Here is a 25,619-nt window from a genome sequence, read left to right on the forward strand (position 1 = left end):
AAACTGATCATATGAATAGAAAATCGATCAATTATTTAACGACCGGGCTTGTATCACTTCTGTTCGCAGGAATGATAGCCTCATGTACGCATGATGACGATTCCCCCGCCGAGGTGACGGAACCTCCTTTTAAAGGATTGGATGAATCTTATACTATCGAACGCTTCCGGGTGCTGAGTATTCCCACCAATACTTCCGGGGCTGTTTCATGGAGCATTAACGATTCTATCATCTCCCAAAGTGGCGAACTGGAATTTATAAGCACCAAGGCTGCTACATATCCGCTGACATTGAAGATCGGAAGTAAGGGCAATGATAAAGTGTATCATTCAAAAATTGTAGTCACCAAAGAAACCGGAACATTGAGTAAATATATTGCCAAAGTCTTTGACTTTCGGCCGGCAGTTGGGCAGTTCATGAACGAAATCCCTGAATATGATCAGGGAAATACTGCGGCAGAAATGCTTCAGAAAGCAAACGGCTCCCTGGTGGGTTCCAATTCTACAATGTTAAGCCTTGGTGGCTTCGGAGGCTATGTGGTATTTGGTTTTGACCACACCATTCCCAATTTTGACGGACGGGACTTTAAGATCCTTGGAAATGCTTTTTTTGGAAATGCTGCCAATGATCCCCGGTCAGGAAACTGCGAGCCAGGTATTATTATGGTTGCCTACGACAGGAACAAAAACGGAAAGCCTGATGATAACGAGTGGTATGAGATTGCAGGAAGTGAATACTTTAAAAATACGACCGTAAAGAATTACAGTATCACTTACTTTAAACCTAATGAAAATAAAGCTCCCGTACCCGGAACTGAAAACTGGCAGACGGATATAGAGTATATCAGGTGGCAGGATAATCTGGGGAATACCGGATTCAAAACAAAAAATACCTTCCATTCGCAAAGCTATTATCCGTTATGGTTCTCGGATGCCTCTTATGGCTTTACCGGAACCAGGCTGAAAGATAATTTTTATGATCAGAGCGGAACAGGAACCTATTGGGTAGGTAAATCGTACGAATTCGGATATGCCGATAATGCACCCAATAATGATGAAGCCTCCAATATTGATATTTCCTGGGCAGTGGATCAAAACGGAAAATATGTAAAGCTTCCGGGGATTGACTTTGTGAAGGTATACACAGGAATCAATCAGGAAGCAGGATGGCTGGGTGAAGTTTCTACAGAAGTTGCAGGAGCGTATGATTTACATTTTAAGAAATAATCAACTGAAATATTTAATTAATAGAAAATGAAAAAGTTTTATCTTTTTAACATGCTTTTTCTGTTTGCATTGTTCACCAATGCCCAGATAAAAGTACAGGGTGTGCCCCGAAATGATCTTTCCGGGAATACACAGCTCAACACCTCCAATACGACCACAACAATCAGTTTTTCTGATATCCAGTATTGGGTAGGAACAGGTTCCAATCAGGCAGCATTCGTTGTTCAGTGGAATGATAGTAAAAATCCTGATGCTCTCGTTTGGGGATTCAGATGGAATGGAAATGCGACGGGTGAAGACATGATGAAGGCCATTGCAAAAGCAGATCACCGATTTTTTACCCTGCTGTATCAGGGCACTCAGTTCGGAACAGCCATCGGTGGGATGGGGTTTGACCTGAACGGCCAGAATTCCAATGCTTTAATCAAAAGCGGTAATACAACGTATCCGCTGTATCCCGTTGATGGAATTGTAAACACGGCACAGTATGATTTTGACGATTATACTGCCCAGGATACAAATGACCACTGGAAGTCCGGATGGTACAATGGTTTCTGGTCCTATTGGGTGAAAGATCCTACAGATGCTGACTTCGGGTTTTCAGGAGTTGGTGCTACTTCCAGAGTCCTTCAGAATGGCTCATGGGATGTTTGGAACTATAGTCCGATGTCCGGGTCCTTTCCGATTTCTTCCACACTTACACCGGTGTCACCGTATGTAACTTCTACCAACTTTACCAATGGATTTTTCATGGTGAATGAAGAGTGGTTCGGGCATACGAACGGCTCGGTAAATTTCATTGATGATAATGGACCGATCAGTTACCGTGTATACAGCAACGCAAATAACAACCATGCTTTCGGAGCAACCACCCAATACGGAACAATTTATGGTGACAAATTTTACTTTGTTTCCAAGCAGGCTGCTGACGGAGGAGATACACAATATACGCCGGGAGGAAGGCTGGTGGTAGCCAATGCAAAGACCATGAAGAAAATTGCGACATTTAATAATATCGGTGGGGGAGACGGAAGGTCATTCCTTGGGGTGAATCAGCACAAAGGCTACATCGGTGCATCTAATGGAATCTATCTTTTCAATATTGATAACATGCAGGTAGGTAACCTCATTGCAGGAACAGGCGGCGGAAGCCAGTATTCCGGACAAATCGGTAATATGATCCGTACCTCAAAATATGTATTTGCCGTAAAACAAACTGCGGGAATTTTGGTAATTGACCCGGCCACCGATACCGTAGTGAGTACCATTGCCGGTGCTTTCAGTTCTATTACACAGGCAAAAGACGGAAGTGTGTGGGCTATTCAGAATCAGAAATTAGCCCTTATCAATCCTACGACTTTTGCAGTGCAGTATTATAACATTCCGAGTTCAACCTATGCAGATTCCTGGGGAGCATGGAATGCAGGAAGCTTTACAGCGAGTAATACAGAAAATACCCTATACTGGATCAAGGCCGGAAGCGGGTTTAATGCCGGAAATCAGATCGTTAAGTTTAATGTAACCACTAAAGTATTTAATGAGGCTTTCATCACCCTTCCGGGGCAGACGGGAACCTATAAGCAAATTCCTTATGGAGCCGCCTTACGTGTAAATCCAGCTACGGGAAATCTTATTCTGAATACTACAGAAAGTGGATATGGAGCACATTATCAGAAAAACTGGATCCATACCTATAACGCAGGTGGAACCCTTATTAATACCAAAACGCTGAATGATTATTATTGGTTTCCTGCTCTGGCTGTATTCCCGGATAATACAGCTCCAACGGTAAGCAATACCTTCCCGACACAGTTGACAGCGTCCGGAGTGACAACCATCGACCTTAAAACAATGGTTTCCGATGCGGACAGTTTTGGAGCTTCCATTGTAAAATCTGTGAAGTCTAACAGCAATCCTTCCGTGGTTTCTGCTGAAATTAATGCTGACGAAGAGTTGGTTCTTACTCCTATTGCATCAGGGGTTGCTGAGGTAGTGATCAGCTTCAACTCAAATGGTAAAGTAGTCGAAAAGGCACTTACTGTCAATAGTCTTGGTTCTACTTTAGCCACAGGTGAAGTGAAGAAGCTTGAATTTGGTATTTATCCGAACCCGGTTACTGATATTCTGTATATCAAAACGCCGGAGAAGATAGGCAGCATTATGATATATGATGCTTCTGGTAAATTGGTAAATAAACAGTTCACAAACGGACAGATCAATGTAAGTGCCCTTCCAAAAGGAATGTATATCCTGAAGGCAACAACAGATAAAGCAGTATATCAGCAAAAACTGATTAAAAAGTAAATTCAGTATTGCTGTTTTTGTCTCATCTTATCCCGGCCATCTATTGGCCGGGATTTTTTTAAATCCGGATCAGATAAATTCTGCGTAAGAAGACCGTAGATCATGATCGTATTACCTGCTTTTGAAAACATAAAACAGTTGCAGAAGACCTTCCTGTACAGCAGGGATAAAATAAAACCGGCAGGCCCAAAGGCCTGCCGGTTTTGTTGCATTACTTATTTTTTATTTAATCATGATTTTTCGGGAATACGTTTTTCCTTCTTTTGTTGTAATATTCATGATGTACATCCCCTGAGGCTGCTGGGTTCCAAAGGTATTGGATGTAAGCTTCGTACGGTAAACTTCCTTACCTGAAGTATTGGTAAGCGTAACTTCAGCACCGTCCACAGGAATATTCTTATCCAGGGTAATCTGTCCGTCTTTGCTGTGGGCCATAAAACTGATGAATGGATCTTTATACTGGTAAGCATAATATACTCTCAGTTCCCCACCCAGATTCAGCACACCGGAATTGACGTTGATCTTTACACGGTCGAAAGGGATATTCATCGTAAGTTCAATCTCTCCTTTGCTGGTGTCTGTACCGCCTAGCTGAAGGATCTTATTGGTCAGATTCTGATAGTCATTGTTCGAAACATCTCCATTGAATGTTTCAATAGATACACCTCCCAGCAGCTGAACCGTTAGCGGAGTCCCATTGGAGCCGATTCCGATAACAAGTTTATTGGTATTGGCCACAATATTGGAGGTGGGAAAGATTAAGGTCTGTTCAGTCCTTGCCAAAAGACCTACAGAAACCTGTAAGGTAGAATAGTCATCTTCATTGCTACCCACAGCATTCATGGGATTCAATACGCCACAGGCAATACAGATACCATAGACCTGGCTGATCTGGCTGCTTGCATACGTTTTTACAATTTGAGCATTCGATAATGAGCTCATTAGGAACAGGAACAAAGCTGACACGGCCGCTTTAAGGGCACGCTGTCTCACTGATAAATTGGTTTTCATATGTGAAATTTTAAGGTTTCTAGTTTTATGTAAATTTACATATAATATGATTATGTTGGTAAATTTATTTCAATTATTAGTGATATGAGTAAGATTGTATTATATAAATGATAAGTTTTAACTTTTAGTTAATATAAAAAGTAATGATCACTTCTTTAGAAACAAAAAAGCCGGCAGATTTCAAATCTGCCGGCTTCGGAGGTATCATTTATTTAACAATAATTTTTTTTGAATACATTTTTCCTTCTTTCGTCTGAACCGTGATCATGTAAATGCCTTCGGGCTGCTTGGCGTCGAAAGTCTTTGATCTCAACGTAGAACGGTAAACTTCTTTGCCTGATGTATTGGTAAGAGCCACTTCAGCCCCTTCCAAAGGAATATTGGCCTCAAGAGTCACCTGTCCGTCCTGGCTGTGAGCTTTTAAAGTAATCAGGGGATCCTGATAGGCGTAATAAATACGGAATCCGCCGCCAAGGCTCAGCACCCCGCCAGTCAGTCCTATCCTAATACCGTCATATGGTTTTTCCGGTTTAAATTCTACAGTTCCGCGGTTGGGAGTAGCGCCCAGTTTCAGAAGACTTACATCCACTGTTCGGCGGTCATTGTTGGAAGAACCACCATTCATTGTTTCAAGGGTGACACCGCTTAACAATTGTACAGACAGAGGAATGTTATCCGTTCCAATCCCCACGACCAGTCTGGTATCAGATCTCAGATCCGGAAAAGTAAGTGTTTGTTGAATTCCTCCCAGGAGTACGGTTCCAAGAACCAGGGTAGAATAATCATCTTCATTGTCTCCGATTGCATTCTGAGGATTATCGACACGACAGCCAAGGCAGGCTACCCCAAAGACTCCGGAATTTTGAGCATGCGCATAAATTCTGCTCTGCGCAAATAATAAAGTGTTCCCTGAAATCAATAAAAAGGCGATTACAGCTTTTCGGAATGAAAGCGGAGTTCTCGAGAGTAAATTAAATTTCATGTTATTAATGTTTAAATAGTTTTCACCAAATTTAAGCATTAATGGTAAAAGGAGAAAATAATATTTCTATTAGTAGTGATATTTTTATGAATACTGATCCATTTTCCCGGAGCAGTCGCAAAAGTTGAGGGGCCCTGCAAAAGCTTGCGTTAATGTGATATAAAAAATAATATTGGGATTGTACACCAATCACTGTTTGACTCCGTAGAAATAACAATCATCGAATGAGGAGATGATTTTCGATTTTAATATATAAGTAAAAATAATGGTAGATGGCCCAAATTTCCACAGATGTTTAAGTATATTTTTCAGCGGGCTTTTTTCTAATCGGCTTTCAGTCAATGTTGAATCCATGCGAGTTTGGAAATTGATCCCTGGAGTCTAAGTCCTCTGTTTCAACATATATAAACGCAAAAAAAAAGGACCTTATAAAAAGTCCTTTTTTGGTAGCCCGTAGGGGAATCGAACCCCTCTTACCAGAATGAAAATCTGAGGTCCTAACCGATAGACGAACGGGCCCTCTATCTTCCACTACCGAAGTAATGTGTTAGTTTTTGTTTTTATAAGTATCAACTCTTAACTTTGTAGCCCGTAGGGGAATCGAACCCCTCTTACCAGAATGAAAATCTGAGGTCCTAACCGATAGACGAACGGGCCTACTATAGTATTACGCTAATTTATTAACGTGTTTTGTCAATTTGCTTTTCAAGTTAGCCGCTTTGTTTTTGTGGATAATATTTTTCTTAGCTAATTTATCCAATAAAGCGATAACTTTTGGCAGTTGCTCTGTCGCAGCAGCTTTGTTTTCCTCATTTCTTAAGGCTTTCAATGCTGTTCTAGCAGTCTTGTGATAATATCTATTACGAAGTCTTCTAGTTTCGTTTTGTCTAATTCTCTTTAGTGCTGATTTATGATTTGCCATATCGTTCAAATGTGAGTGCAAAATTATAAACTTTTTTTTAAACTACCAAATTAAATTTTAAAAAATTTTAAATTTCTTCTGACAGGTATTTTCTAAGTTTATCTATTGCTTGTTCTATTTTTTTATTTTCCTGTTCTTTCTCTATTTTTTTGATTGTGTTTCCCAACATAATCATCGCATTGTTCCATTCTCCAGTCGTATTGGTGAAAGTGAGTCCATCTATTGTTACTTCAAAAGCAACCCTCTCTCCAGTCCTGTAAAGCCTGAAACTTATCTTATCATCCCTGCCTGTAATCCCGTCTTCATTGATTTGTAAATCGTAACTTTTTGGGTTAGAGTGGATTTTCTTAAAGAGCAATTTCGCTTCTTGTATTTTTAAATCCGGCATGATATCAAATTTGGTAGCCTATAGGGGAATCGAACCCCTGTTGCAAGAATGAAAATCTTGAGTCCTAACCACTAGACGAATAGGCCAAATTTTGAGGTTGCAAAAGTAATAATTAACTTTTAAACTTCAAAATTATTTTTTTAAATTATTTATAGACTTTTTGTATGACGGTGTTTTTCACCCCTTTAGATTCAAGCTCTTTTTGAAGTTTCACCGCATCTTCCAAAGTATATACTTTTCCATAGGTGTAGTAGAACACTCCGCTGTCTTTATTTCGTTCCACATCTTTAAGGTTCTGGAGGATATAAGAATTGCCGTTCAGCTTCTCACCCGCATATACTTCAATCGTGTAATAACCCATATTGATGCGTTGGTTAGGCATGAAACCTACCGCAAAGGCATTCCGGAATCCGGCATCTTTTGCAGACTTAAGGTTAATATCCCTTACAGAAGCCATATTCGTTACCGCATAGTAATACTTGTACTGGCCGTTCTCTTTGATGGTAAGAACGTAATTTAACCCCTTCAGTGCAGGATCATTTTCAGTATATTTTGTAGGAGAGCTCATCAGCAATATTCTGAAATCATTTTTCAAAGGTACTTCAGCTGGTTTTTCAGGTTCCTGTTTTCTGATCGCAATGGCCCCGCCCGTTTTTCTGTCGATTGCTTTTTTGTAATCAATAACAGCGGTATAAATACTTTCAGCAATTTCATTCTGACCTCTGTCCGAAGCAATATAGTGGCTTTCTTCAGGATGATTGATGAATCCTGTTTCTATCAATACAGAAGGCATGGCATTCATACGAAGGACGTGAAGGTTTTTCTGGAATACTCCTCTGGAGAATCTTTTATCCTTGTTCACAAAATTATCCTCTACCAGTCCGCCCAGCAGAAGACTTGATTCCAGATATTTACTTTGCTGAAGCTTCAGGGCGATCAGCGATTCCGGAGAGTCTGGGTTATAAGATCCGAAGATCTGCTTATCTTTTTCATCAAGGAAAATCACGTCATTTTCCCTTTTGGCCACCTCAAGGTTTTCGTTATTCTGGTTAGGTCCCTGTACGTAGGTCTCCGTACCATAGGCGGTAGGTCTTGCTGAAGAGTTACAGTGAATCGATACAAACAGGTCTGCTTTGCTTCGGTTGGCAAGGTTGGTTCTATCCGATAGAGAGGGATATTCATCAAATTTACGCGTGTAAATTACTTTGAAATCTCTGTTTTTTTCAAGCATTGCCCCTACTTTTAAAGTTATGGACAGCGTAATATCTTTTTCTGCCACCCTTCCGATATCGGAATACGTCCTGTTGGCTCCATGGTCACTTCCTCCATGTCCCGCGTCCAGAACGATAATGAACTTCTTTTGGGAGAAAATAAAGTTGCTGATAAGGATAAGGAGAAATGATAAAATTATTTTAAAATTTTGTTTGTGCATCTTACAGTTATAAAAATTATATTAATTTTGGGCCTTAATTATATATAATAAAATTGGCCAAAACCGTCCTCAAAAATATATTACAAATTTTAATTATCCTAATTTTTAACAATTTTTTAGCACAGAAAACTCCTGAAAAATTGCCTAAAAATGTGGTTAATGATACTATTTCCAAAAAGGATACCATAGTTGTAAAGAAAGAAGCTTTAGATGACGTACTCCGCACAAAAGCAGACGATCAGAGAAGAGATATTCCCAAAAAAATGACATTCCTTAACAAGAATGCGCAGGTAAAATATCAGGATATGCAGATTGATGCAGATTATATCTCCATTGATGATAACAAAAGCCTGATCTACGCCAGAGGAAAACAGGATTCCCTGGGGAAAATCATCGAGCCAGTTATTACCACCCAGGCCGGTAAGAAATACGAAACCAACGAATTCAGCTATAATACAAAGACCAAACAGGCCATTGCTTTCAATGCAAGAACGGAAGAAAGTGAAGGGGTCATTATTGCACAGAAAACAAAAAAATACAACGACTCGGTATTCGCGATGAGAAAAGCGGATTATACGACGGATGATTATTTCATCAAGAAAAAAGATACGGCTGCGGATTACTTTATGAGGGCTTATAATATTAAGCTTATTAAAACCAAAACAAAATCCCAGATTGTGACAGGGCCTATTCAGATGTTCATAGAACAGGTTCCCACGCCCCTCTATCTGCCTTTTGCCATTTTACCATTCTCAGACAAAAGAGCTGCCGGTATCCTGATCCCGAGTTTCGGTGAAAGGGAAGACGTAGGATTTTTTCTTAACGGAATAGGATATTACCAGCCGATCGGAGAACACTTTGACCTTAAAGTGCTGGCCGATATTTATACCAAGGGAAGCTGGAACCTCCGTCCGCAGATGAATTATCAGAAGAAATACCGGTATTCCGGAAACTTTACGGCTGATGTCGGAACCATGGTAAGAGGAATTAAAGGCTTAGATGATTATACAAGAAACAGTACCTACAGAATCAACTGGACACACTCTCAGGACGCAAAAGCAAATCCGTTCCTTACCTTCAGTGCTTCTGTAGATATTGTAAGTACCAAGTTCTACAACAATCCGCTGAACAACAATTACATCTTCAACCAGAATGTACTGAATACCCAGCAGAATTCCACGGTAACCCTTACCAAAAGATTTCTGAAGCTTCCGGTAACCATTACAGGGACAGCCTCTTATTCCCAGAACTTTGCAACAGGACTGGCAGATCTTCGTCTTCCACAGATGAATGTGGCGATCAATCAGTTTTACCTGTTCAAATCCAAAACAGGAGTAAGACAGGGGTTACTTGAAAATATTACAGTAAATACGGGTTTCAACCTGACCAACTTTGTCAATACCCAGGAAAATGAGTTGTTCAAAAAAGAAATGTGGGACAAAATGCAGACGGGACTTAAAAACAATATCGCCCTGGCTACCAATACCACACTGGCCAAATATTTTACTTTCAGTCTAAGTGCCAATATTGACAATGCATTAACGACAAAAACTTTAAACAGATATTATGACCCTGTAAAGAACGTTACCGTAGACGAAATCAATAAGCAGGTAGCAGGATATTCCACGTTTTCATCTACAGCAAGTCTTCAGACAACCCTATACGGGATGATGAAATTTAAAAAAGGATCTACTGTTGAAGCTATAAGACACATGATGATCCCGAGCATCGGGTTTACCTATTCTCCGGATTTCTCAAGTCCTAATTTCGGATACTACAAAAATTATTACAATGCCAATGGTGCTCTTACTCCTTATTCTATTTTTGAAAGAGGAATCGTAGGAAGCCCATCAAGCGGAATGGTAGGTGCCCTGGGCTTTAATGTTGGGAATAATATAGAAATGAAAGTGAAGTCTAAAAAAGACTCAACAGGAGTAAAGAAGATCAAAATTTTTGAATCTTTAAACTTTTCAGGAAGCTACAACTTTGCGGCTAAAACCCACCCATGGTCTATTTTTACCATCAACGGGCAGTCGTCTTTCTTCAACAGCAAGCTTACCGTAAACACCAGCCTTTCTCTTGATCCTTATAAAATTGAGTTTCTTCCTGGACAGGATGTTGGGATCAGAACAGAAAAATTTGGAGGATTCAGCGTGCAGGGATTCAATGTTCAGATGTCTTATCCTTTAAGCAGCGAAATTTTTGGAGAGAAAACAGACTATGCTAAAAAATACGCTTCAAAAGGAGAAATCCGTAATGAAAATTATTATTTTGATGATGACAACTATGCCCATTTTGATCAGGCCTGGACATTAAATATCAATGCAAATTATGCATATTCCAAAGGATTGAGCAGGTTTGGAAACAAAATTGCATCCATAGGTCTTGACGGTAGCATCAAACTGACTCCTTACTGGAACATCAACGGAAGTACGCATTATGACCTTGTGACTAAGGATCTGGCGTATACAAGAATAGGTTTTTCAAGAGATCAGCGAAGTTTTACCATCAACTTTAACTGGGTTCCTTTCGGACAATATAAAGTATATGACTTCTTTATTGGGATCAAAGCCAATATCTTAAGTGATGCCCTGAAGTACAAAGACAGAAGCTTTACCCAGCCTAATGCGCCTTTCTAATATCAGATTGGCATTTGAAAATATAAATTTTATATTTGCAACCAGATTGAATCTGATGCCATCACTGCTTGCAGATAACAGAACAACGGTGATGGGGTGATCTAAAAAAAAATAAATATCCACATATGAAACAAATAATCAACACAGTTAATGCACCTGCAGCAATCGGGCCTTATTCACAAGCTAATATGGCCAATGGAGTATTGTATATCTCCGGACAGATTCCTGTAGATCCTGCAACTGGTAAATTGGTAGAGGGAATTGAAAAAGAAACGCATCAGGTAATGAAGAACCTTGAGGCTATTCTTACAGAAGCAGGAATGACTTTTAAAAATGTTGTGAAGGCTACGATCTTCCTTAAAAATATGGATGATTTTGCTGTAATGAATGATATCTATGCTTCATATCTGGATGCAGAAAGCTATCCGGCACGCGAAACCGTACAGGTTTCTTGCCTGCCTAAAAATGTGGATATCGAAATCTCTATGATCGCACATCAGGATTAATGAATTTTATAAGAAATACAGTTGCGGTGTTGGTAGGTCTTGGTATCGCAGGGCTTATTATTACTCTTGGTATAAGGGTTTTCCCGCAATGGGTTACTTTCGAAGCTTTTGCTCCGTTTGAGCACTGGCAGAGATTTCTTTTCAGTATGAAGGATGATCAGGCCTTTTTTGGCTTCCTGCTCTTTATTTCCGGACTGGGAACTACTGTTGGGGGTGTGGCTACCGCTATCATCGTTAAATATGCTAAAGTGGCATATGCTATCCTTATTGGGTTCATCATGCTTTTCATTGCGATGCTGGATGTGATCATCTTTCCTTATCATCCTACTTTCTATAAGATCTCTATCTTCCTTACCTTTTTTCCGTTTTCATGGATTGGCGGTAAGATTGTAGAGGTGATTTATGAAAGGAACAAAAAGAAAGAAATTGCTGAGAAAATGAACAAATCCAAATAAATAAAAAAACGCTGCAAAATTTGCAGCGTTTTTTGTATTGAAAACTTTCTTTATTTTTTATTAAGGCATTTTGAATCCCTTAGTATAGATTCTTCCATAGTCATCTACAAACTTCACCTGTACATTACCCTGGTATCTGTCAAGAATCTTCTCTACATCTTTTTGGGAGTTTACGGGCTTACCATTGACCTCTATGATGATATAATTATCTACGATTCCAATTTTTGCCATTTCACTACCTTCAGAAACGTTTTTGGCAACCACACCGCTGGTGAGACCATATTCTGTTTTGAATCTTTCATTAAGGGGATCAAACTCCGCTCCGATTTTCTCGGTCACGCTAAGATCAGCTTTGGTTTTTGTTGAAGTACCGCCTTTCTGATCCTTAAGGGTTACCGTTGTGGTGTTTTCCTTACCATCTCTCAGGTAAGTTACCTGAACTTTATCTCCAGGACGCTTACTTCCGATAGACATAGAAAGATCTGCAAAATCTGTCACGGCATAATTGTCAACTTTAGTAATGACGTCTCCTTTTTTCAGACCTGCATCTTCAGCGCCGCTTTTCTCTCCAAATCCCGTAATATAAACTCCGGAACCTACCTTAAGATTGGTTTTGAATTGTCTGTTGTATCCTGCTACCAGTTGATCATTGGAAAGGTCTAACGACTGTACACCAAGGAATCCTCTCTGTACAATACCGAATTTCTTGATATCTTCAACGATTTTTCTTGCTAGGTTTGCCGGAACTGCAAATCCGTATCCCTGATAGTATCCTGTCGTAGACTGGATGGCAGAATTGATACCGATAAGGTCTCCATTTGTATTGACCAATGCTCCTCCTGAGTTACCCGGATTAATCGCCGCGTCCGTCTGGATAAAACTTTCAATAGGGTTAGCGGCTTTTCCCTGGCTTCCTAAAATACCAATACCTCTTCCTTTAGCAGAAACGATACCGGCTGTTACGGTAGAATTTAATCCCAGTGGATTTCCTACAGCGAGCACCCATTGTCCTACCTCAATATTGTCTGAGTTGGCAAAGTTGAGATAAGGAAGTCCTTTTTCCTCAATCTTCAGTAAAGAAATATCTGTGTTTGGGTCAGTTCCCACCAAAGTGGCAATGTATGATTTTTTATTGCTCAGAACCACCTCCAGCTTATTGGCTCCAGCCACCACGTGGTTATTGGAAATAATATAACCGTCAGGAGAAATAATGACCCCGGATCCCATTCCCGATGGCATATTGTCAGGAACCTGCTGTTGCTTTTGTCTCTGCTGTCCCCTTCCTCCGAAAGGATCTCCAAAGAAAAAGTCGAACAGATCCTGCTCAGAAGCTCTGCTTGATGTTCTGCTTTGATAATTTTTAATAGTAACTACAGCAGGAACGGTTGTTTTCGCTGCTTTCACGAAGTCATCGCCTACGGCGCCTGTATTCATTCCTGCAAAAGATGCGGTAGGGGCGGCGGCTGTAAAAAACGATTGATCTCCATTGTTGGAAGTGTGTCCTAAATATTGTATTGCTCCAACGGTAGTAGCTCCTGAAACAACTCCAACTACTGCAAATGGTAATAGTTTTTTTAAAGTACTCTTCATTGTATATCTTTCTTGTTTATTAATAATATTCTTTTTTTGTTTTAGAGTAAACAAATTTAATGTTAAATAAGTAAGCAATTAGTATGCTATGTTTCAATTTTAACTAAAATTTAACGGGTATTGTGTCATTTTATACATTATGTCATAATTGTTAATGTCATAGTTAACAAAAATTAAAAAAATATTAAAGAAAACAGACCCATTATAAGTCGTAAGTTACAAACTAAATAGAATGCAGACAATATTTCCGGATGTTCTTATGTTCGGTTTTTTTTGTGGTCTATGGCTATGCTTTGTTAGGATTCCCGTATTTATGGTAAAAATGCTTATCTTTGCAAAAATATTTTTCTCACTTAAAACGTTTATAGCATGCAACTGTATAACACCTTAAGCGCAGAAGAAAGAGCTCAACTTATTGATGAAGCTGGTAAGGACCGCCTTACATTGTCTTTCTATGCGTATGCCAAAATTGAAGATCCCAAAAAATTTCGCGACGAATTATTTATAGCCTGGAATGCTCTTGATGCCCTGGGCCGTATTTATGTTGCCCATGAAGGAATTAATGCTCAAATGAGTATTCCTGCAGACCATTTTGAGGATTTTCGGAATACGCTTGAAGCCTATGACTTTATGAAGGGGATCCGGCTTAATGTTGCCGTTGAGCAAGACAATCATTCTTTTTTAAAATTAACGATCAAAGTAAGACATAAAATCGTTGCCGATGGATTGAATGATGATACTTTTGATGTTACCAATAAAGGAATTCACCTAAAGGCACAGGAATTTAATAACCTGCTTGAGGACCCCAATACGATTGTGGTGGACTTTAGAAATCACTACGAAAGTGAAGTAGGACATTTTGAGGGGGCTATTACTCCGGATGTGGAGAACTTCAGAGAAAGTTTGCCGATCATCAACGAACAGTTGCAGGATTTTAAAGAAGATAAAAATCTTCTGATGTACTGTACAGGAGGAATCCGTTGTGAAAAAGCCAGTGCATATTTCAAACACCAGGGGTTCAAAAATGTCTATCAGCTGGAAGGCGGAATTATTGAATATACCCGCCAGATTAAAGAAGAAGGGATTAAGAGTAAATTTATCGGTAAAAACTTCGTATTCGACCACCGTTTGGGAGAAAGGATTACAGAAGATATTATTTCCCAGTGCCACCAATGTGGGAAACCTTGTGACAATCATACCAATTGCTCCAACGATGCCTGTCATTTATTATTTATCCAATGTGATGAATGTAAAGCGGCGATGGAAAACTGCTGTTCTACAGAATGCCATGAAATCATACATCTTCCTGTGGAAGAGCAAGTACAGTTAAGAAAAGGACTGCAGGTTGGAAATAAGGTGTTCAGAAAAGGAAAATCTGATGCCTTGAAATTTAAGAAATCAGGCGACCTACCAGATGCTCCTTTGGCAAAAGCTGAAACAAAAAATATCCGAAAAAAGATATCTGTCAAAAAAGTATTGATTGGAAAAGCGGAGCACTATTATTCAAAATCAAAAATCGGACAGTTTTTAATGGAAAACAGAGAGCTTTCAGTAGGTGATCGGGTATTGGTTTCAGGACCGACCACGGGTGATCAGGAACTTACAATTACTGAGATTTTTGCTAACGGAGGGCCTTGCGAGACCGCCAGAAAGGGGGATCAGATCACTTTTGAAATTCCATTCAGAATTCGTCTGTCTGACAAATTATATAAAATTGTGCAGCCTTCTGAATAACCATAAAATATAGATAGCTTCTGAGGCTTATTTTGTAATTATGTTGGTTTAAATACCTTAATAATGATGTTAAAAGCTGAGCTTAGAAAAAAATATATGCAAAAACGAAAAGCCTTGTCTTCTGATGAGGCTTTTGTGTTATCCGGGAAGATTTTCGAAAATTTTATTACCTCTTTCACTCCTGCAGAATCAGAGAAAGTACACGTTTTCATTCCTATACCGGAAAGAAAGGAAATAGATACCTGGATTTTTATCCACTATTTTCTGAAGCAGAATATCCGTGTTTTTGTGCCCAAGATCGTAGAAGACCGGCTGATCAGTATTGAGATTTTTGCAGATACCGTTTTTGAAGTGAATTCCTGGGGGATTTCAGAACCTGTTTCTGATACGGATTCGGGAGAATATGATTTTCAATATGTAATCACACCGTTATTATACTGTGATCACAAAGGGAATAGAGTAGGTTATGGAAAGGGATTTTATGACAGACTTTTTCAGATCATTCCCGATCATACAAAAAAAATCGGAGTCAATTACTTTGACCCCGATGAAGCTATTGGTGATGTCTGGGAGAATGATATTCCCCTCGACTATTTGGTGACACCTGCTAAGGTGCTGTCCTTTTTAAGTGGTTTGGAGTAGAAATCCAGAAAATAAAATTTAAATTCTTTTTTAAGTTTGGATGTTGACAGTAAGATGTACTGTGCATTTTTCTCAAAACTTCCCAAGGACTTGCTCTTGCTGTCAAAATATTCCACATTGAATTTGGCAAAATCAAGTGTATCCTTTTTATAAAACTCTTTATAGACATTGAGGCTATTCACCTTCACCGATTTTACCTTCATACTATCCAGCTCCGTCAGCAGCCTCTTGAACGTTAGCGAGTCCGGTTTATGGAAGTAACTTTGCATTTGCGAATAGATCACCGTATCTATTTCTGTATTTCTGTTTCCGGATAGATAAAGCGTAGACAGATCCAGAAGTTCCTGAACTTTCTGCTTCGTAATAGAGTTGACGGCCTGCATGCTGTCCATTTGTACTGCAGGGTAGCTTTTAGCATTCGTACTGTTTCGTAGTTTATCAAGGTCGCTTACTTCTGTTTTCTTGTTGTTGCAGGCAACAAACACAACGAGGAGCATTGCGAAAATTAAAAAGTTATTTATTCTTTTCATCTGTGGAGGTAATTTTAAATTTGATGGATACAATTTTTCCTTTGTTATCCTTTTTCATTTCTATTACATTCAGGTTTTTTAATGAGGTTGTGGGTGTTGTAACCAGAGTGATGTATTTCTGTTTATCCAGTCTTTCTATACCATATGTATTATTGTCATACACCTGGTAGATGATAGCATTGCTGCTGATCAGGTTTTCCAGCTGGTTTCTTTTCTGTTTGATCAGGGCCACCTGCTCTTCAGGATTTCCACCTTTCACATCTTTGATGGAGAAATAATAGACCGCCATTTTGTAATCATCAGGTTTTAGTTCTATTTTTTCCTCTTCCGGGGCATTCTCAAGATTTCTGTTTACTTCCAATGGTTCATAAAAGGGTGCACTGATCCGCATTTTAAGATTCTTGTCTTTTGTGGAATAAGAAAAACATTCGCCAGGCTTTATTTTATACATCAATGGAGATTCGTTTTCCTTGATGACCATTATTTCCAGGGTATTGATCACGGAAACTCCACGGTCTTTGTCGATAAAACAATACGTGTAAGATTTTGAAAAAAGAACATCTTTAAATCCAAGCAAACCTGTTATTGCTATTAAAACTGATGTAACAAGAGCCCATGCATTTTTTTTGAAGAAATTTTTATTCGTGGGGGTGCTGGAAATAACAGTCTCGGTCGTATTGGGTGTGTTTGTCTTAACTGGTTGATTTTCAGTATTCGATTTTTGTAAATCTCTGGTTTCCGGGGTTGAAATTGTGCTTTTTTCTGGCTGAATTTCTCTTTTTGGCAAATCAGGGGCCTCAAGTACCGTTTTTTCCAATTCAGCAATTTCTTCGTCTTCCATACCCTCGGTTTCCTGTAGGAGTTCTCCGGCAAAAAGATGCTGCTTCTTAAATTCGTACCAAGACTCGTATCCTGCATAAATACTCAATAAATTGAGCATATCGATCCTTGGTAATTTGGTGACTGGTGATGTTTTGAAATAGGTGTAAAATGATTTTTCGCTGATGTTTCCTTTCGCTTTTTTGCGAAGGTCTTCCTGGAAATATATGATATCTATACCCTTCCACTTGGAAATATCATCCTGTGAAGGGGTGTGTTCTTTTAAATATTGACCCTGAACGTCCTTTTTCAGCTGCTCAAAGTGTAGTAGATCTAAATCTGTCAATTTTTTAAAAAATAATTAAATTGTTGATTATCAGTTGTATTTTTTTGTAAAACTATTTTACAAAGGTATTACAATTATTTTTCATAAACAAATTTTCTAACTGCTCTACCTTTGTCTTGTTCAAATAACAGAACAGAAGAAAATTTTATAAAACAATATTAACAAAATTAAATTTAATTTATTATGAAAAAGTCATTATTCGTAGCTGCTATCGCTGCAATCTCTTTAGTTGCTTGTAAAAAAACTGATGCTACTGCTACTGAAGGTACAACTGATTCTGCTGCTGTAAGCGTTGCTGATTCTGCTGCTGTAGTTTCTGACTCTGCTGCTAAAGTTGTTGATTCTGCTGCTACTACTGCTGTAGAAGCTACTAAAGATGCTGCTGCTGCTACTACTGCTGCTGGAGCTGATGTTGCTAAAGATGCTGCTAAAGGTGCTGCTGACGCTGCTAAAGGTGCTGCTGATGCTGCTAAAGGAGCTGCTGACGCTGCTAAAGATGCTGCAAAAGACGCTGCTAAGAAATAATTTTAGCTTAAGCTTAACAATAAAAGAACCGTTTCACCCAGTGAGACGGTTTTTTTATGCTTTAAACTTCACAACAGGTTCAGGGTAATCTATATCATCATATAAAAAAAGATTTAATCTTGTTGTTACCATAGTGTAGAAATGATAAGGAATTCTGATTGTCATCAAATTCGAAGCCTGGATCCGAAAGTGTGAATGTGATCTATTTTCTTCAAAGTAAATGAATGCTGTTTTCAGCCAGTAATTGTCCTGAAAATAACTTCCAGCCTTATAATTTTCTAAACTTAGCTCTGGTTAAATAGTTCTATAGCTATGGCCGTATGTTGTTTAGTGAATCTTATCCTTTTTTCTGCTTTAAAGATTCATAGCAGGTAATTGCAACGGCATTACTTAAGTTAAGAGAGTCGATACTCCCCGCCATGGGGATCAGGGTATTTTTTCCCTTTCCTACCCAAAAATCGCTCAATCCGGAATGTTCCGTTCCGAATAATACCGCCGAGCGCTCAGTAAAATCTCTTTTATAAAGGTCTTCAGCAGTTTCATCCATAAGAGTAGTGTAGATATTAAACCGGTTTTTTTCAAGAAATTCTTGTACCTCTTCATTGGCAGCCTGAAAGACCTCCATCCCGAAAAGGCAACCTACACTTGATCGGATTACATTTGGATTGTAAAAATCGGTTTTCCCGTCAGCCACAATAAGAGCATCAATACCGAATGCTTCGCAACTTCTTAAAATAGCGCCCAGGTTCCCAGGTTTTTCAACGCCTTCAACGATGATAACGGTAGCATCATTTTTAGGATTGAAGGACGAAAGAGGCATTTCCTTCGCCTGATAAATTCCTATTATTCCTTCAGAAGTTCCTCTGTAGGCTATCTTTTCATACACTTTTTCACTCACATAATGAATCTTGCTACCAGGAATTTTTCCTTTATAAATTGTTTCACAAATAAAAAACTCTTCAGGTTCAAAGTCATAGTGAAGAGCTCTCTCATTTTCCTGTTGTCCTTCCACAACAAAAACTTGGGATTTTTTACGGAATCTGTTGTCAGTAAGAAGTTTAGTGACATTCTTTATTTTATCGTTTTGAAAACTTTCTATCAGCATTCTGCAAAATTATGTAAAATTTACGATTGATTTTCCCTGGCTTTGATAAAAAGGTTTTTTCGGGTGATCTCAAACGGTATTTTATTTTTCTTTTTTGTGTAAATGATCAGCCCGGTTATTAAAATGATGGACAGCAGTTTATAAAGATTGCCATATAGATTTCCTGAAACATTATCTGCAACATCAAAAATCTCCCAATAGAGATTCATGAAGAAATGCACAAATATGGCCACCCAAAGATTGAAATCCTGTTCAAAATAGATCCACGCAAAAAGTACTGATCCCAGAAAGGTAATGGTGAGTATCTCGATGAGTTCGGTAATGTCCTGACTTTGGTACATATGAACCTGTGCAAAGAGAAGAGACCCGATAAGTACTGAGGATAAAAATCCCAACCGGGTAAATCTGTACAATATTCCGATCAGGAAGGCTCTGAATATAATCTCTTCGAAAAAGGCGGAAGAGATGGTATTGATAAACAGAGATTCAATGTTTAAATGGCTGGTGATATTGAAATGAAAAGGATATCCGGCAGCCATAGGTGCTGTTCCTATAAAGGCCAATATAAAACCTTTGAGTACCGAACCATTAAGAGAAAATATATCTGAAATTTTCTTTTTTGGAAGGATGATTTTTGAGGTCAGAACCAACGAAATCAAAGTTACAGAGTACGCCAGGACATGTGCTATAGCTTTACTGTGAAATAGATTTTTTGCAAAGTTTTCAATGGTTTTAAAATAGGCAAGGTCAAAGAAATAATACACACAAAAGCCTATAATGAAAATGGAAAAGAAGCGGATATTTTTACTCATAACAGTTTTTTTTGAGCAAAAGTGCCGCTTTGTCTGGGTGCAATCAAATTAAAGTGATGAATGTCAAGGAATAGTGACCGGTAACAAAATTCATTGTACTTGTTGTTTCAGCTGTGGAATAATAAACGAAATAAAACTTCTGGAAACCGGGATTTCAAAAGTCATTTCAGGAATGCTTAATTTGTATCCCTGCGCATTTCCTTTGAGATTTTTTACGTGATCGAGATTGACAATAAAAGAGCGGTGGCATTTTCTGATCGAAGGCGTTTCAATCTGTTTCAGAAGTGATGATAAGCTAATTCTTAGCATCATTTTTTTTGTTTCTCCGTTATCTGTAAAATATAAAATGCAATAGTTTTCCATGGACTGTGCACACAGGAAATGATTTTCACTAATTGAAAGATGGGTTGTGTTGGATGAAATGTTAAGCAATTGATGATCATTCGCCGGTTTTTTGTGGGTGAGCTGTCCGGAGATCGTCTGTGCAGTACTTTCATGAACTTTTTTAAGATAGATGTACCGTGATAAGATATAAATGGCAGAAACCGGAATCCCAATCGCCAGTGAATAGAGAAGCATATAGAAGTAATTGCCCAGACTCAGATCCACATGACTTATATAGAGGGTGTTATAAAAGTAAGAGATGACAGATCCAACTATTAATACGGTTAATATTTTCAACAATTCTAAGCCGATATTCCAGTTGCTGAGTTTCAATACACCAAGGTTGAGTATAAAGAATGAAGCACCGAAAAAAACAGAATATGGAAATAGAATCAGGTACTTGTATGGATGCTGAAAGCTTTCAGTTCCAAAAGGCTGAAAAACAATAAGAAATACATACACCAGCAATCCGGCTACGGTAGAGGAGGCAAGAGTCTCTTTAAGAGATTCAGATTTAGGGTATGAATATGCAGTAAAAGAAAACATAATGACCTTATATGGGTTCACTGGTTTTTCCAGGGGAACGGAGAAGGATTATATTTCCTATAAAAAGAGAAAATGCGCTTGCTATCCACAGAAAATAGGCAGCGCCATAACCTGTTATCGGATATTGGTGTCCGGCTTCATCCACTGTGATCGTCTGTACAGACAAAAAGCAAAAAGTAAGACCGGCTGCAATAAGGCTGAGTACTGCAGATATTTTTAGCTGTTTTCCCAGGAGAAAAAATGCAGCGATAAAAAGCACAGGATTCGCCATCCAGGCTATTCCGCCACCCTTCATCTCTGCCCATCCCAACAGGAAGCAGGCCAGACCATATACCTCGGTGTTCGTAGTGTAGACCGCAACAAAAGGAAGCGATAGCACAAAAATAAACAGGCTGATAAGGAGGATTACAAATGGTTTTTTCATGGTGTTAATTTTTTACTATTCAGGTGTCGTACTATGGTCAATAAGACTCTGAGGCAGGTCTTTCTTGTTTTTAATTCCTAAAGACTTCAATTTCTGGGTCTGGCTTACCAGGTTATCATTGCCGGTTGAAAGCTGTTTATAGGCGTCGTTATAAACATTCTTTGCCTGGTCGAGATTTTTTCCCACTTTTTCAAGATTTTCTACAAAGCCTACGAATTTATCGTAAAGCCTGGCTCCTCTATCCGCTATTTCCATAGAATTTCTGTTCTGATATTCGCGTTTCCATAGATCGGCGATAAGCTTCAGGGAAGTAATCAGGTTGCTCGGATTCAGCAAAAGAATTCTTTTTTCGTACGCATAGTTCCAGAGATTCTGGTCTGCCTGCATGGCTGCGATGTAAGCCGGCTCGCTGGGAATGAACATCATGACGAAATCCAGTGATTTTCCATAATCATCATATGCTTTTTGGCTCAGCTGTGTAATATGATTTTTAATAGAACCCAGGTGCTGATTCAGCTTCATCATATAAACCTCCTGATCTGTTTCATCCACAAGTTCCGTGAAAGCGGTAAGAGAGACTTTGGAGTCGATGATCACATTCCTTTCGTCCGGATATTTTACAACCGCATCGGGACGCATTTTTTTACCTGAAAACTCGGAAAATAAAGCTTTGTTATCTTCATCACGCAATTCATGCTCCAGAAAATATTCTCTTCCCTTCACCAGCCCAGACTTTTCAAGGATGCTTTCCAGGATCATTTCTCCCCAGTTTCCCTGGGTCTTGCTTTCTCCTTTTAATGCCCGGGTCAGCTTTTTGGCATCTTCAGAGATCTGCTGATTCAGTTCCGCAAGTTCCTTTACTTTTTCCGCTAAAGAAAAACGTTCTTTGTTTTCCTTTTCGTAAGCTTCATTGACCTTATTTTTCAGATCAGTGATCTTTTCCTGGAATGGTTCAAGGATATTTTTTAAGTTGTTTTGGTTGATCGTGGTGAACTTTTCTGTTTTCTCCTCGAGGATTTTATTGGCAAGGTTTTCAAACTGCAGTTTGGATTCTTCCTGTATTTTCGTGATTTCTTCTTTTTGAGTGTCCAGCAATTGCTGGAGGCTTTCATTCTTTGCCAAAAGTTCAGCGTTTTTAGCGAAAATTTCCTGTTTTTCACTGAGAAGGATCTCTATTTGGGCGGTCTGCCTTGAATGCATATGTTTTTGCTCCTTAAACTGCATGTTTAGTGAGGAATATTCAGCAGAGATCTTAGAGAACTCATTTTTCAGATCATTCTGCAAATCCTGCTGCTGGAGGCTAAGCTCTTTCTCCCCTATGAGAATTTGGTTAAGCTCCTCAATCTTCCTGTTTGAATTTTCAAGATCAGAATTGTTTTTAATGTGCAAACGATTGAGGTCATCATAAACACTTCTCGAAACCATTGAAGATTTCAAGGCAAAATAGGCAATAAGAGTTCCCAGTATTCCACCGGCAATTAACCCAATAATTAAGTAGATCATCTCCATCTTCCAAAATTATGAAAAAAGGCCGGAAACTTTATGGGCAATAGGGGTTGTTTGTTCTACTATTTTAAAATATTGATGAAATGTGTGACCGCTATTTGATAGAGCTCCATTACTTCTCTCTTCCAGCTTTCTTTCTTAATTAGAATCCCTATATTTATGGGAAATTTCAGAAGCACATGAATATTTTATTGGTAGAAGATGATCAAAGAATCAGCAGCTTCCTGATCAAGGGACTGGCTGAAGCAGGGTATAATATCACGCTGGCAGAATCCGGTGAAAAAGCCAGAGAACTTCTTCATACCTACGATTTTGATATAATTTTAATGGATATTATGCTTCCGGGATTGGATGGAATGCAGCTTACCCAGATCATAAGATTTAAAGGAAACTATACACCAATTTTGGTTTTGAGTGCTTTAAACAGTCCGGATGATAAAATTAAGATGCTGGATTTAGGGGCAGATGATTATTTATCCAAACCATTTCATTTTGAAGAATTGATCTCAAGGATCAAAGCATTGACCAGAAGAAATAAGCTACGCTACCAAAAAGAAGATCACCAATTGTCTTGCGGCAATATTACGGTTGATACAGATCTTCATAAGGTAACTCAAAATGATAAAGAGATTGAATTTTCTCCTACAGAATACAAACTTTTTACTTTTCTTATGGAGAATAAGAACAAGGTATTGAGCAGAACTCAGATTTTGCATAATGTCTGGGGAATTGATTTTGACAGTGCCACCAATGTGGTAGACGTCTACATTTCCTATGTTCGCAACAAGATTGATGAATCGGAGCAGAAAATTATTCACACCGTAAAAGGAACAGGATATTTAATTAAAGATTAAAATGACGCTTAGGAACAGGTTTACCCTTATTTCCAGCCTTTCGTTCGGCATCGTCTCTATCATCACATCTGCGGTGATATTTTTTGCTTATTATGACAGTACCAAAATCTTTTATTTTGAGAAACTCAGGAATACAGCTTTGATTTCTGCCATCTATTATCTTGAAAAAGACGAATTACCCAAAGACAGACATGCCCAGATTAAACAGGAATATAAACATCTTATTCAGAATAATCAGGTAGCAGTTTATAATCAGAATAATGAAGTGACGTTTGGGCAGAATCTGAATGATGAAAATATTAAGCCTTCTCATTTGCGGGCTGCGAGAAACAACAAAGGCACACAGTTTATGTCTGGTAATCAATTCTACTATGGGATTTTTTATCCGGATAACCAGGGAGACTTTGTGGTTTTTGTAAAATCGCCGAATGATTCATTTCAATCCCAGATCTGGAGGCTTTCTATCATTATGCTTTCTGTACTGATTATTGGGCTGCTGGCAATCTTTTTCCTGAGCCGATATCTTTCAAAGGTCGTTTATAAGCCTATTTCCAATGTGGTGGAACGGATTAATAAGGTAGATTATAATAATATTTCTACTGCCATTACTTCTACCAATACCAATGACGAAATTGAAGATCTGATTAAATCTTATAATAAACTATTGGGAAGAATCTCTGAGAATGTTCTGTTGCAGCAAAACTTTATCAACTATGTTTCTCATGAATTTAAAACTCCACTAGCCGCTATTTCCGGAAACCTTGAAGTTTTTGCCCAAAAAGACCGTACTCCCGAAGAATATAAAAAGGTCGCCAAAGAATCTCTGGATAATGTCTATGAGATTGAAAATATTCTCAACAATCTTTTGCTGATGTCCGGAATGACCAAACTTGAATCTTCCCATAAACAGGTAAGGATAGACGAACTGATCTGGAAGATTTACGAAAAGCTGGAACCTAAGGCAAAAGAAAAGCTTTCTTCCCTTAAAATAGAGCTACAGGTCATGAAGCCCGCCTTGCTGGAGTTTCCGGGAAATGAGACCCTGCTGTATCTGGCTTTGTATAATATTGTAGAGAATGCAATCAAATATTCTCAGGATCACCCTATCGTTATTACATTATCTGAAAGCGCCGATCACCTCAATATAAAGGTAAAAGACCAAGGTAAAGGAATTCCGCCGGATGACCTTGCTAAAATTACAGATACATTCTACAGAGGGAAAAATGTGGATGGAATTAAAGGAAGCGGAATCGGTTTATCTCTTTCGAAAAGTATCTTTGACCATCATCATATTATGATGAACATTGAATCTGTTGTGGATGTGGGAACGAGTGTTTTTCTTGTGTTTCCTCCAGATGCCTGAAATTTTTATCTCCTATAGATTTACATATTTATTCTAAGTTTGGGCTAAAGCCAATGGATTGTATTGGTAATGGTAGAACGGACTAAAGTCCGTTTCTATTGATAGAAAATAAGGGTTATTTCGTTTATATTCATGAATATTTTAATCTCTCGCAGATTTCACAGATTTAGCAGGTGTTTGGGATGGACTTGTATTGTCAATTCCTGGATTTAGATATTTGTAAATCAATCTGCGTAATCTGCAAAATCAGCGAGAAAATCATTGGAGATACTCCGTACACAATCATTCTAATCTCCAAATACCCGAAATTTTTAACTCCTATAGATTTTACATATTTATTCTAAGTTTGGGCTAAAGCCAGTGGATTGTGTTGATAATGGTAAACGGACTAAAGTCCGTTTCTATTGATAGAAAATAAGGGTTATTTCGTTTATATTCATGAATATTTAATCTCTCGCAGATTTCACAGATTTAGCAAGTGTATGGGATAGACTTTTGTTGTCAATTCCTGGATTAATATCTTTGAAAATCAATCTGTGTAACCAGCAAATCTGCGAGAAAACCATTGAAAATA

Annotated in this window: 24 protein-coding genes and 3 tRNA genes; 10 read left to right on the top strand and 17 right to left on the bottom strand. The window is 38.5% G+C overall.

What is annotated here, in order from left to right; translation table 11 throughout:
* Nucleotides 1-11: 11 nt before the first annotated feature.
* Together DRF67_RS05640 and DRF67_RS05645 are read left to right on the top strand one after the other, a co-directional pair.
* Complete coding sequence (locus tag DRF67_RS05640; RefSeq protein WP_115927469.1) at nt 12-1,226, top strand: cell surface protein; 1,215 nt, start codon at nt 12-14, stop codon at nt 1,224-1,226.
* 27 nt (nt 1,227-1,253) lie between these two features.
* On the top strand, nt 1,254-3,530 hold the full coding sequence (locus tag DRF67_RS05645; protein ID WP_115927359.1) for a T9SS type A sorting domain-containing protein: 2,277 nt from the start codon (nt 1,254-1,256) through the stop codon (nt 3,528-3,530).
* 2 nt (nt 3,531-3,532) lie between these two features.
* Here DRF67_RS05645 and DRF67_RS05650 read toward each other — a convergent pair whose 3' ends face one another.
* From DRF67_RS05650 to DRF67_RS05690, 9 genes are all read right to left on the bottom strand, one after another.
* Entirely contained in the window at nt 3,533-3,742 is a 210-nt protein-coding gene (locus DRF67_RS05650) for a hypothetical protein (RefSeq protein ID WP_115927360.1), read from the bottom strand.
* 10 nt (nt 3,743-3,752) lie between these two features.
* Nucleotides 3,753-4,541 carry a T9SS type A sorting domain-containing protein gene (locus tag DRF67_RS05655; RefSeq protein ID WP_115927361.1) on the bottom strand — a complete coding sequence of 263 codons (789 nt, stop codon included), beginning with the start codon at nt 4,539-4,541 and terminating at the stop codon, nt 3,753-3,755.
* A 208-nt stretch (nt 4,542-4,749) separates the two neighbouring features.
* On the bottom strand, nt 4,750-5,523 hold the full coding sequence (locus DRF67_RS05660) for a T9SS type A sorting domain-containing protein (RefSeq protein ID WP_165851749.1): 774 nt from the start codon (nt 5,521-5,523) through the stop codon (nt 4,750-4,752).
* Between the two features lie 444 nt (nt 5,524-5,967).
* Nucleotides 5,968-6,042, bottom strand: a tRNA-Glu gene (locus DRF67_RS05665).
* Nucleotides 6,043-6,108: 66 nt separating this feature from the next.
* A tRNA-Glu gene (locus tag DRF67_RS05670) sits at nt 6,109-6,180 on the bottom strand.
* Between the two features lie 10 nt (nt 6,181-6,190).
* Entirely contained in the window at nt 6,191-6,445 is a 255-nt protein-coding gene (rpsT, locus tag DRF67_RS05675) for a 30S ribosomal protein S20 (RefSeq protein WP_002983073.1), read from the bottom strand.
* A 67-nt stretch (nt 6,446-6,512) separates the two neighbouring features.
* Entirely contained in the window at nt 6,513-6,833 is a 321-nt protein-coding gene (locus tag DRF67_RS05680; RefSeq protein ID WP_115927363.1) for a hypothetical protein, read from the bottom strand.
* Between the two features lie 11 nt (nt 6,834-6,844).
* Nucleotides 6,845-6,919, bottom strand: a tRNA-Glu gene (locus tag DRF67_RS05685).
* A gap of 59 nt (nt 6,920-6,978) precedes the next feature.
* Nucleotides 6,979-8,265 (bottom strand): N-acetylmuramoyl-L-alanine amidase family protein, encoded by a 1,287-nt coding sequence (locus tag DRF67_RS05690; protein ID WP_185142059.1) that lies wholly within the window; start codon nt 8,263-8,265, stop codon nt 6,979-6,981.
* 53 nt (nt 8,266-8,318) lie between these two features.
* On the opposite strand from DRF67_RS05690, the gene DRF67_RS05695 reads away from it, so the two are divergent.
* The 3 genes from DRF67_RS05695 to DRF67_RS05705 all read left to right on the top strand — a co-directional run bounded on the left by DRF67_RS05695 (nt 8,319) and on the right by DRF67_RS05705 (nt 11,865).
* On the top strand, nt 8,319-10,904 hold the full coding sequence (locus DRF67_RS05695; RefSeq protein WP_115927364.1) for a putative LPS assembly protein LptD: 2,586 nt from the start codon (nt 8,319-8,321) through the stop codon (nt 10,902-10,904).
* 125 nt (nt 10,905-11,029) lie between these two features.
* Nucleotides 11,030-11,410 (top strand): RidA family protein, encoded by a 381-nt coding sequence (locus DRF67_RS05700; RefSeq protein ID WP_047096864.1) that lies wholly within the window; start codon nt 11,030-11,032, stop codon nt 11,408-11,410.
* Nucleotides 11,410-11,865 (top strand): hypothetical protein, encoded by a 456-nt coding sequence (locus tag DRF67_RS05705; protein ID WP_115927365.1) that lies wholly within the window; start codon nt 11,410-11,412, stop codon nt 11,863-11,865. Before DRF67_RS05700 ends, DRF67_RS05705 begins: the two co-directional genes overlap by 1 nt.
* 60 nt (nt 11,866-11,925) lie before the next feature.
* On the opposite strand, the gene DRF67_RS05710 is transcribed toward DRF67_RS05705, so the two are convergent.
* The gene (locus DRF67_RS05710; RefSeq protein ID WP_115927366.1) at nt 11,926-13,455 is read right to left on the bottom strand and encodes a trypsin-like peptidase domain-containing protein; all 1,530 of its coding nucleotides are present in this window, start codon (nt 13,453-13,455) and stop codon (nt 11,926-11,928) included.
* A 369-nt stretch (nt 13,456-13,824) separates the two neighbouring features.
* Here DRF67_RS05710 and trhO point away from each other — a divergent pair, with 369 nt between their 5' ends.
* Together trhO and DRF67_RS05720 are read left to right on the top strand one after the other, a co-directional pair.
* Complete coding sequence (gene trhO / locus DRF67_RS05715; RefSeq protein ID WP_115927367.1) at nt 13,825-15,189, top strand: oxygen-dependent tRNA uridine(34) hydroxylase TrhO; 1,365 nt, start codon at nt 13,825-13,827, stop codon at nt 15,187-15,189.
* A 96-nt stretch (nt 15,190-15,285) separates the two neighbouring features.
* Complete coding sequence (locus DRF67_RS05720) at nt 15,286-15,831, top strand: 5-formyltetrahydrofolate cyclo-ligase (protein ID WP_317047997.1); 546 nt, start codon at nt 15,286-15,288, stop codon at nt 15,829-15,831.
* Here DRF67_RS05720 and DRF67_RS05725 read toward each other — a convergent pair.
* Both DRF67_RS05725 and DRF67_RS05730 read right to left on the bottom strand, forming a co-directional pair.
* Complete coding sequence (locus DRF67_RS05725; protein ID WP_115927369.1) at nt 15,780-16,361, bottom strand: hypothetical protein; 582 nt, start codon at nt 16,359-16,361, stop codon at nt 15,780-15,782. The genes DRF67_RS05720 and DRF67_RS05725 overlap by 52 nt on opposite strands.
* The gene (locus DRF67_RS05730; RefSeq protein WP_115927370.1) at nt 16,345-17,526 is read right to left on the bottom strand and encodes a hypothetical protein; all 1,182 of its coding nucleotides are present in this window, start codon (nt 17,524-17,526) and stop codon (nt 16,345-16,347) included. Before DRF67_RS05730 ends, DRF67_RS05725 begins: the two co-directional genes overlap by 17 nt.
* Nucleotides 17,527-17,709: 183 nt before the next feature.
* Between DRF67_RS05730 and DRF67_RS05735 the strand changes: the two genes are divergently transcribed.
* Entirely contained in the window at nt 17,710-18,051 is a 342-nt protein-coding gene (locus DRF67_RS05735; RefSeq protein WP_115927371.1) for a hypothetical protein, read from the top strand.
* Between the two features lie 337 nt (nt 18,052-18,388).
* Here DRF67_RS05735 and DRF67_RS05740 read toward each other — a convergent pair whose 3' ends face one another.
* From DRF67_RS05740 to rmuC, 5 genes are all read right to left on the bottom strand, one after another.
* On the bottom strand, nt 18,389-19,156 hold the full coding sequence (locus tag DRF67_RS05740) for a TrmH family RNA methyltransferase (protein ID WP_115927372.1): 768 nt from the start codon (nt 19,154-19,156) through the stop codon (nt 18,389-18,391).
* Nucleotides 19,157-19,176: 20 nt separating this feature from the next.
* Entirely contained in the window at nt 19,177-19,968 is a 792-nt protein-coding gene (locus tag DRF67_RS05745) for a CPBP family intramembrane glutamic endopeptidase (RefSeq protein ID WP_115927373.1), read from the bottom strand.
* A 90-nt stretch (nt 19,969-20,058) separates the two neighbouring features.
* Nucleotides 20,059-20,898 (bottom strand): LytTR family DNA-binding domain-containing protein, encoded by an 840-nt coding sequence (locus tag DRF67_RS05750; RefSeq protein WP_115927374.1) that lies wholly within the window; start codon nt 20,896-20,898, stop codon nt 20,059-20,061.
* A 7-nt stretch (nt 20,899-20,905) separates the two neighbouring features.
* Complete coding sequence (locus DRF67_RS05755; protein ID WP_115927375.1) at nt 20,906-21,322, bottom strand: hypothetical protein; 417 nt, start codon at nt 21,320-21,322, stop codon at nt 20,906-20,908.
* Nucleotides 21,323-21,337: 15 nt separating this feature from the next.
* Entirely contained in the window at nt 21,338-22,831 is a 1,494-nt protein-coding gene (gene rmuC / locus DRF67_RS05760) for a DNA recombination protein RmuC (protein ID WP_115927376.1), read from the bottom strand.
* Nucleotides 22,832-23,007: 176 nt separating this feature from the next.
* Here rmuC and DRF67_RS05765 point away from each other — a divergent pair, with 176 nt between their 5' ends.
* Entirely contained in the window at nt 23,008-23,682 is a 675-nt protein-coding gene (locus DRF67_RS05765) for a response regulator transcription factor (RefSeq protein WP_115927377.1), read from the top strand.
* Nucleotide 23,683: 1 nt separating this feature from the next.
* Nucleotides 23,684-25,045: a sensor histidine kinase gene (locus tag DRF67_RS05770; RefSeq protein ID WP_115927378.1), complete on the top strand. Its 1,362-nt coding sequence runs from the start codon at nt 23,684-23,686 to the stop codon at nt 25,043-25,045.
* Nucleotides 25,046-25,619 lie beyond the last annotated feature (574 nt).

Source organism: Chryseobacterium pennipullorum (assembly GCF_003384725.1).
GTDB lineage: Bacteria > Bacteroidota > Bacteroidia > Flavobacteriales > Weeksellaceae > Chryseobacterium > Chryseobacterium pennipullorum.

Coding starts and splice junctions, on each gene's coding strand:
- DRF67_RS05640 (WP_115927469.1), top strand. CDS start 12: ATGAATAGAAAATCGATCAATTATTTAACGACCGGGCTTGTATCACTT.
- DRF67_RS05645 (WP_115927359.1), top strand. CDS start 1,254: ATGAAAAAGTTTTATCTTTTTAACATGCTTTTTCTGTTTGCATTGTTC.
- DRF67_RS05650 (WP_115927360.1), bottom strand. CDS start 3,742: ATGCAACAAAACCGGCAGGCCTTTGGGCCTGCCGGTTTTATTTTATCC.
- DRF67_RS05655 (WP_115927361.1), bottom strand. CDS start 4,541: ATGAAAACCAATTTATCAGTGAGACAGCGTGCCCTTAAAGCGGCCGTG.
- DRF67_RS05660 (WP_165851749.1), bottom strand. CDS start 5,523: ATGAAATTTAATTTACTCTCGAGAACTCCGCTTTCATTCCGAAAAGCT.
- rpsT (WP_002983073.1), bottom strand. CDS start 6,445: ATGGCAAATCATAAATCAGCACTAAAGAGAATTAGACAAAACGAAACT.
- DRF67_RS05680 (WP_115927363.1), bottom strand. CDS start 6,833: ATGCCGGATTTAAAAATACAAGAAGCGAAATTGCTCTTTAAGAAAATC.
- DRF67_RS05690 (WP_185142059.1), bottom strand. CDS start 8,265: ATGCACAAACAAAATTTTAAAATAATTTTATCATTTCTCCTTATCCTT.
- DRF67_RS05700 (WP_047096864.1), top strand. CDS start 11,030: ATGAAACAAATAATCAACACAGTTAATGCACCTGCAGCAATCGGGCCT.
- DRF67_RS05705 (WP_115927365.1), top strand. CDS start 11,410: ATGAATTTTATAAGAAATACAGTTGCGGTGTTGGTAGGTCTTGGTATC.
- DRF67_RS05710 (WP_115927366.1), bottom strand. CDS start 13,455: ATGAAGAGTACTTTAAAAAAACTATTACCATTTGCAGTAGTTGGAGTT.
- trhO (WP_115927367.1), top strand. CDS start 13,825: ATGCAACTGTATAACACCTTAAGCGCAGAAGAAAGAGCTCAACTTATT.
- DRF67_RS05720 (WP_317047997.1), top strand. CDS start 15,286: ATGCAAAAACGAAAAGCCTTGTCTTCTGATGAGGCTTTTGTGTTATCC.
- DRF67_RS05725 (WP_115927369.1), bottom strand. CDS start 16,361: ATGAAAAGAATAAATAACTTTTTAATTTTCGCAATGCTCCTCGTTGTG.
- DRF67_RS05735 (WP_115927371.1), top strand. CDS start 17,710: ATGAAAAAGTCATTATTCGTAGCTGCTATCGCTGCAATCTCTTTAGTT.
- DRF67_RS05740 (WP_115927372.1), bottom strand. CDS start 19,156: ATGCTGATAGAAAGTTTTCAAAACGATAAAATAAAGAATGTCACTAAA.
- DRF67_RS05745 (WP_115927373.1), bottom strand. CDS start 19,968: ATGAGTAAAAATATCCGCTTCTTTTCCATTTTCATTATAGGCTTTTGT.
- DRF67_RS05750 (WP_115927374.1), bottom strand. CDS start 20,898: ATGTTTTCTTTTACTGCATATTCATACCCTAAATCTGAATCTCTTAAA.
- DRF67_RS05755 (WP_115927375.1), bottom strand. CDS start 21,322: ATGAAAAAACCATTTGTAATCCTCCTTATCAGCCTGTTTATTTTTGTG.
- rmuC (WP_115927376.1), bottom strand. CDS start 22,831: ATGGAGATGATCTACTTAATTATTGGGTTAATTGCCGGTGGAATACTG.
- DRF67_RS05765 (WP_115927377.1), top strand. CDS start 23,008: ATGAATATTTTATTGGTAGAAGATGATCAAAGAATCAGCAGCTTCCTG.
- DRF67_RS05770 (WP_115927378.1), top strand. CDS start 23,684: ATGACGCTTAGGAACAGGTTTACCCTTATTTCCAGCCTTTCGTTCGGC.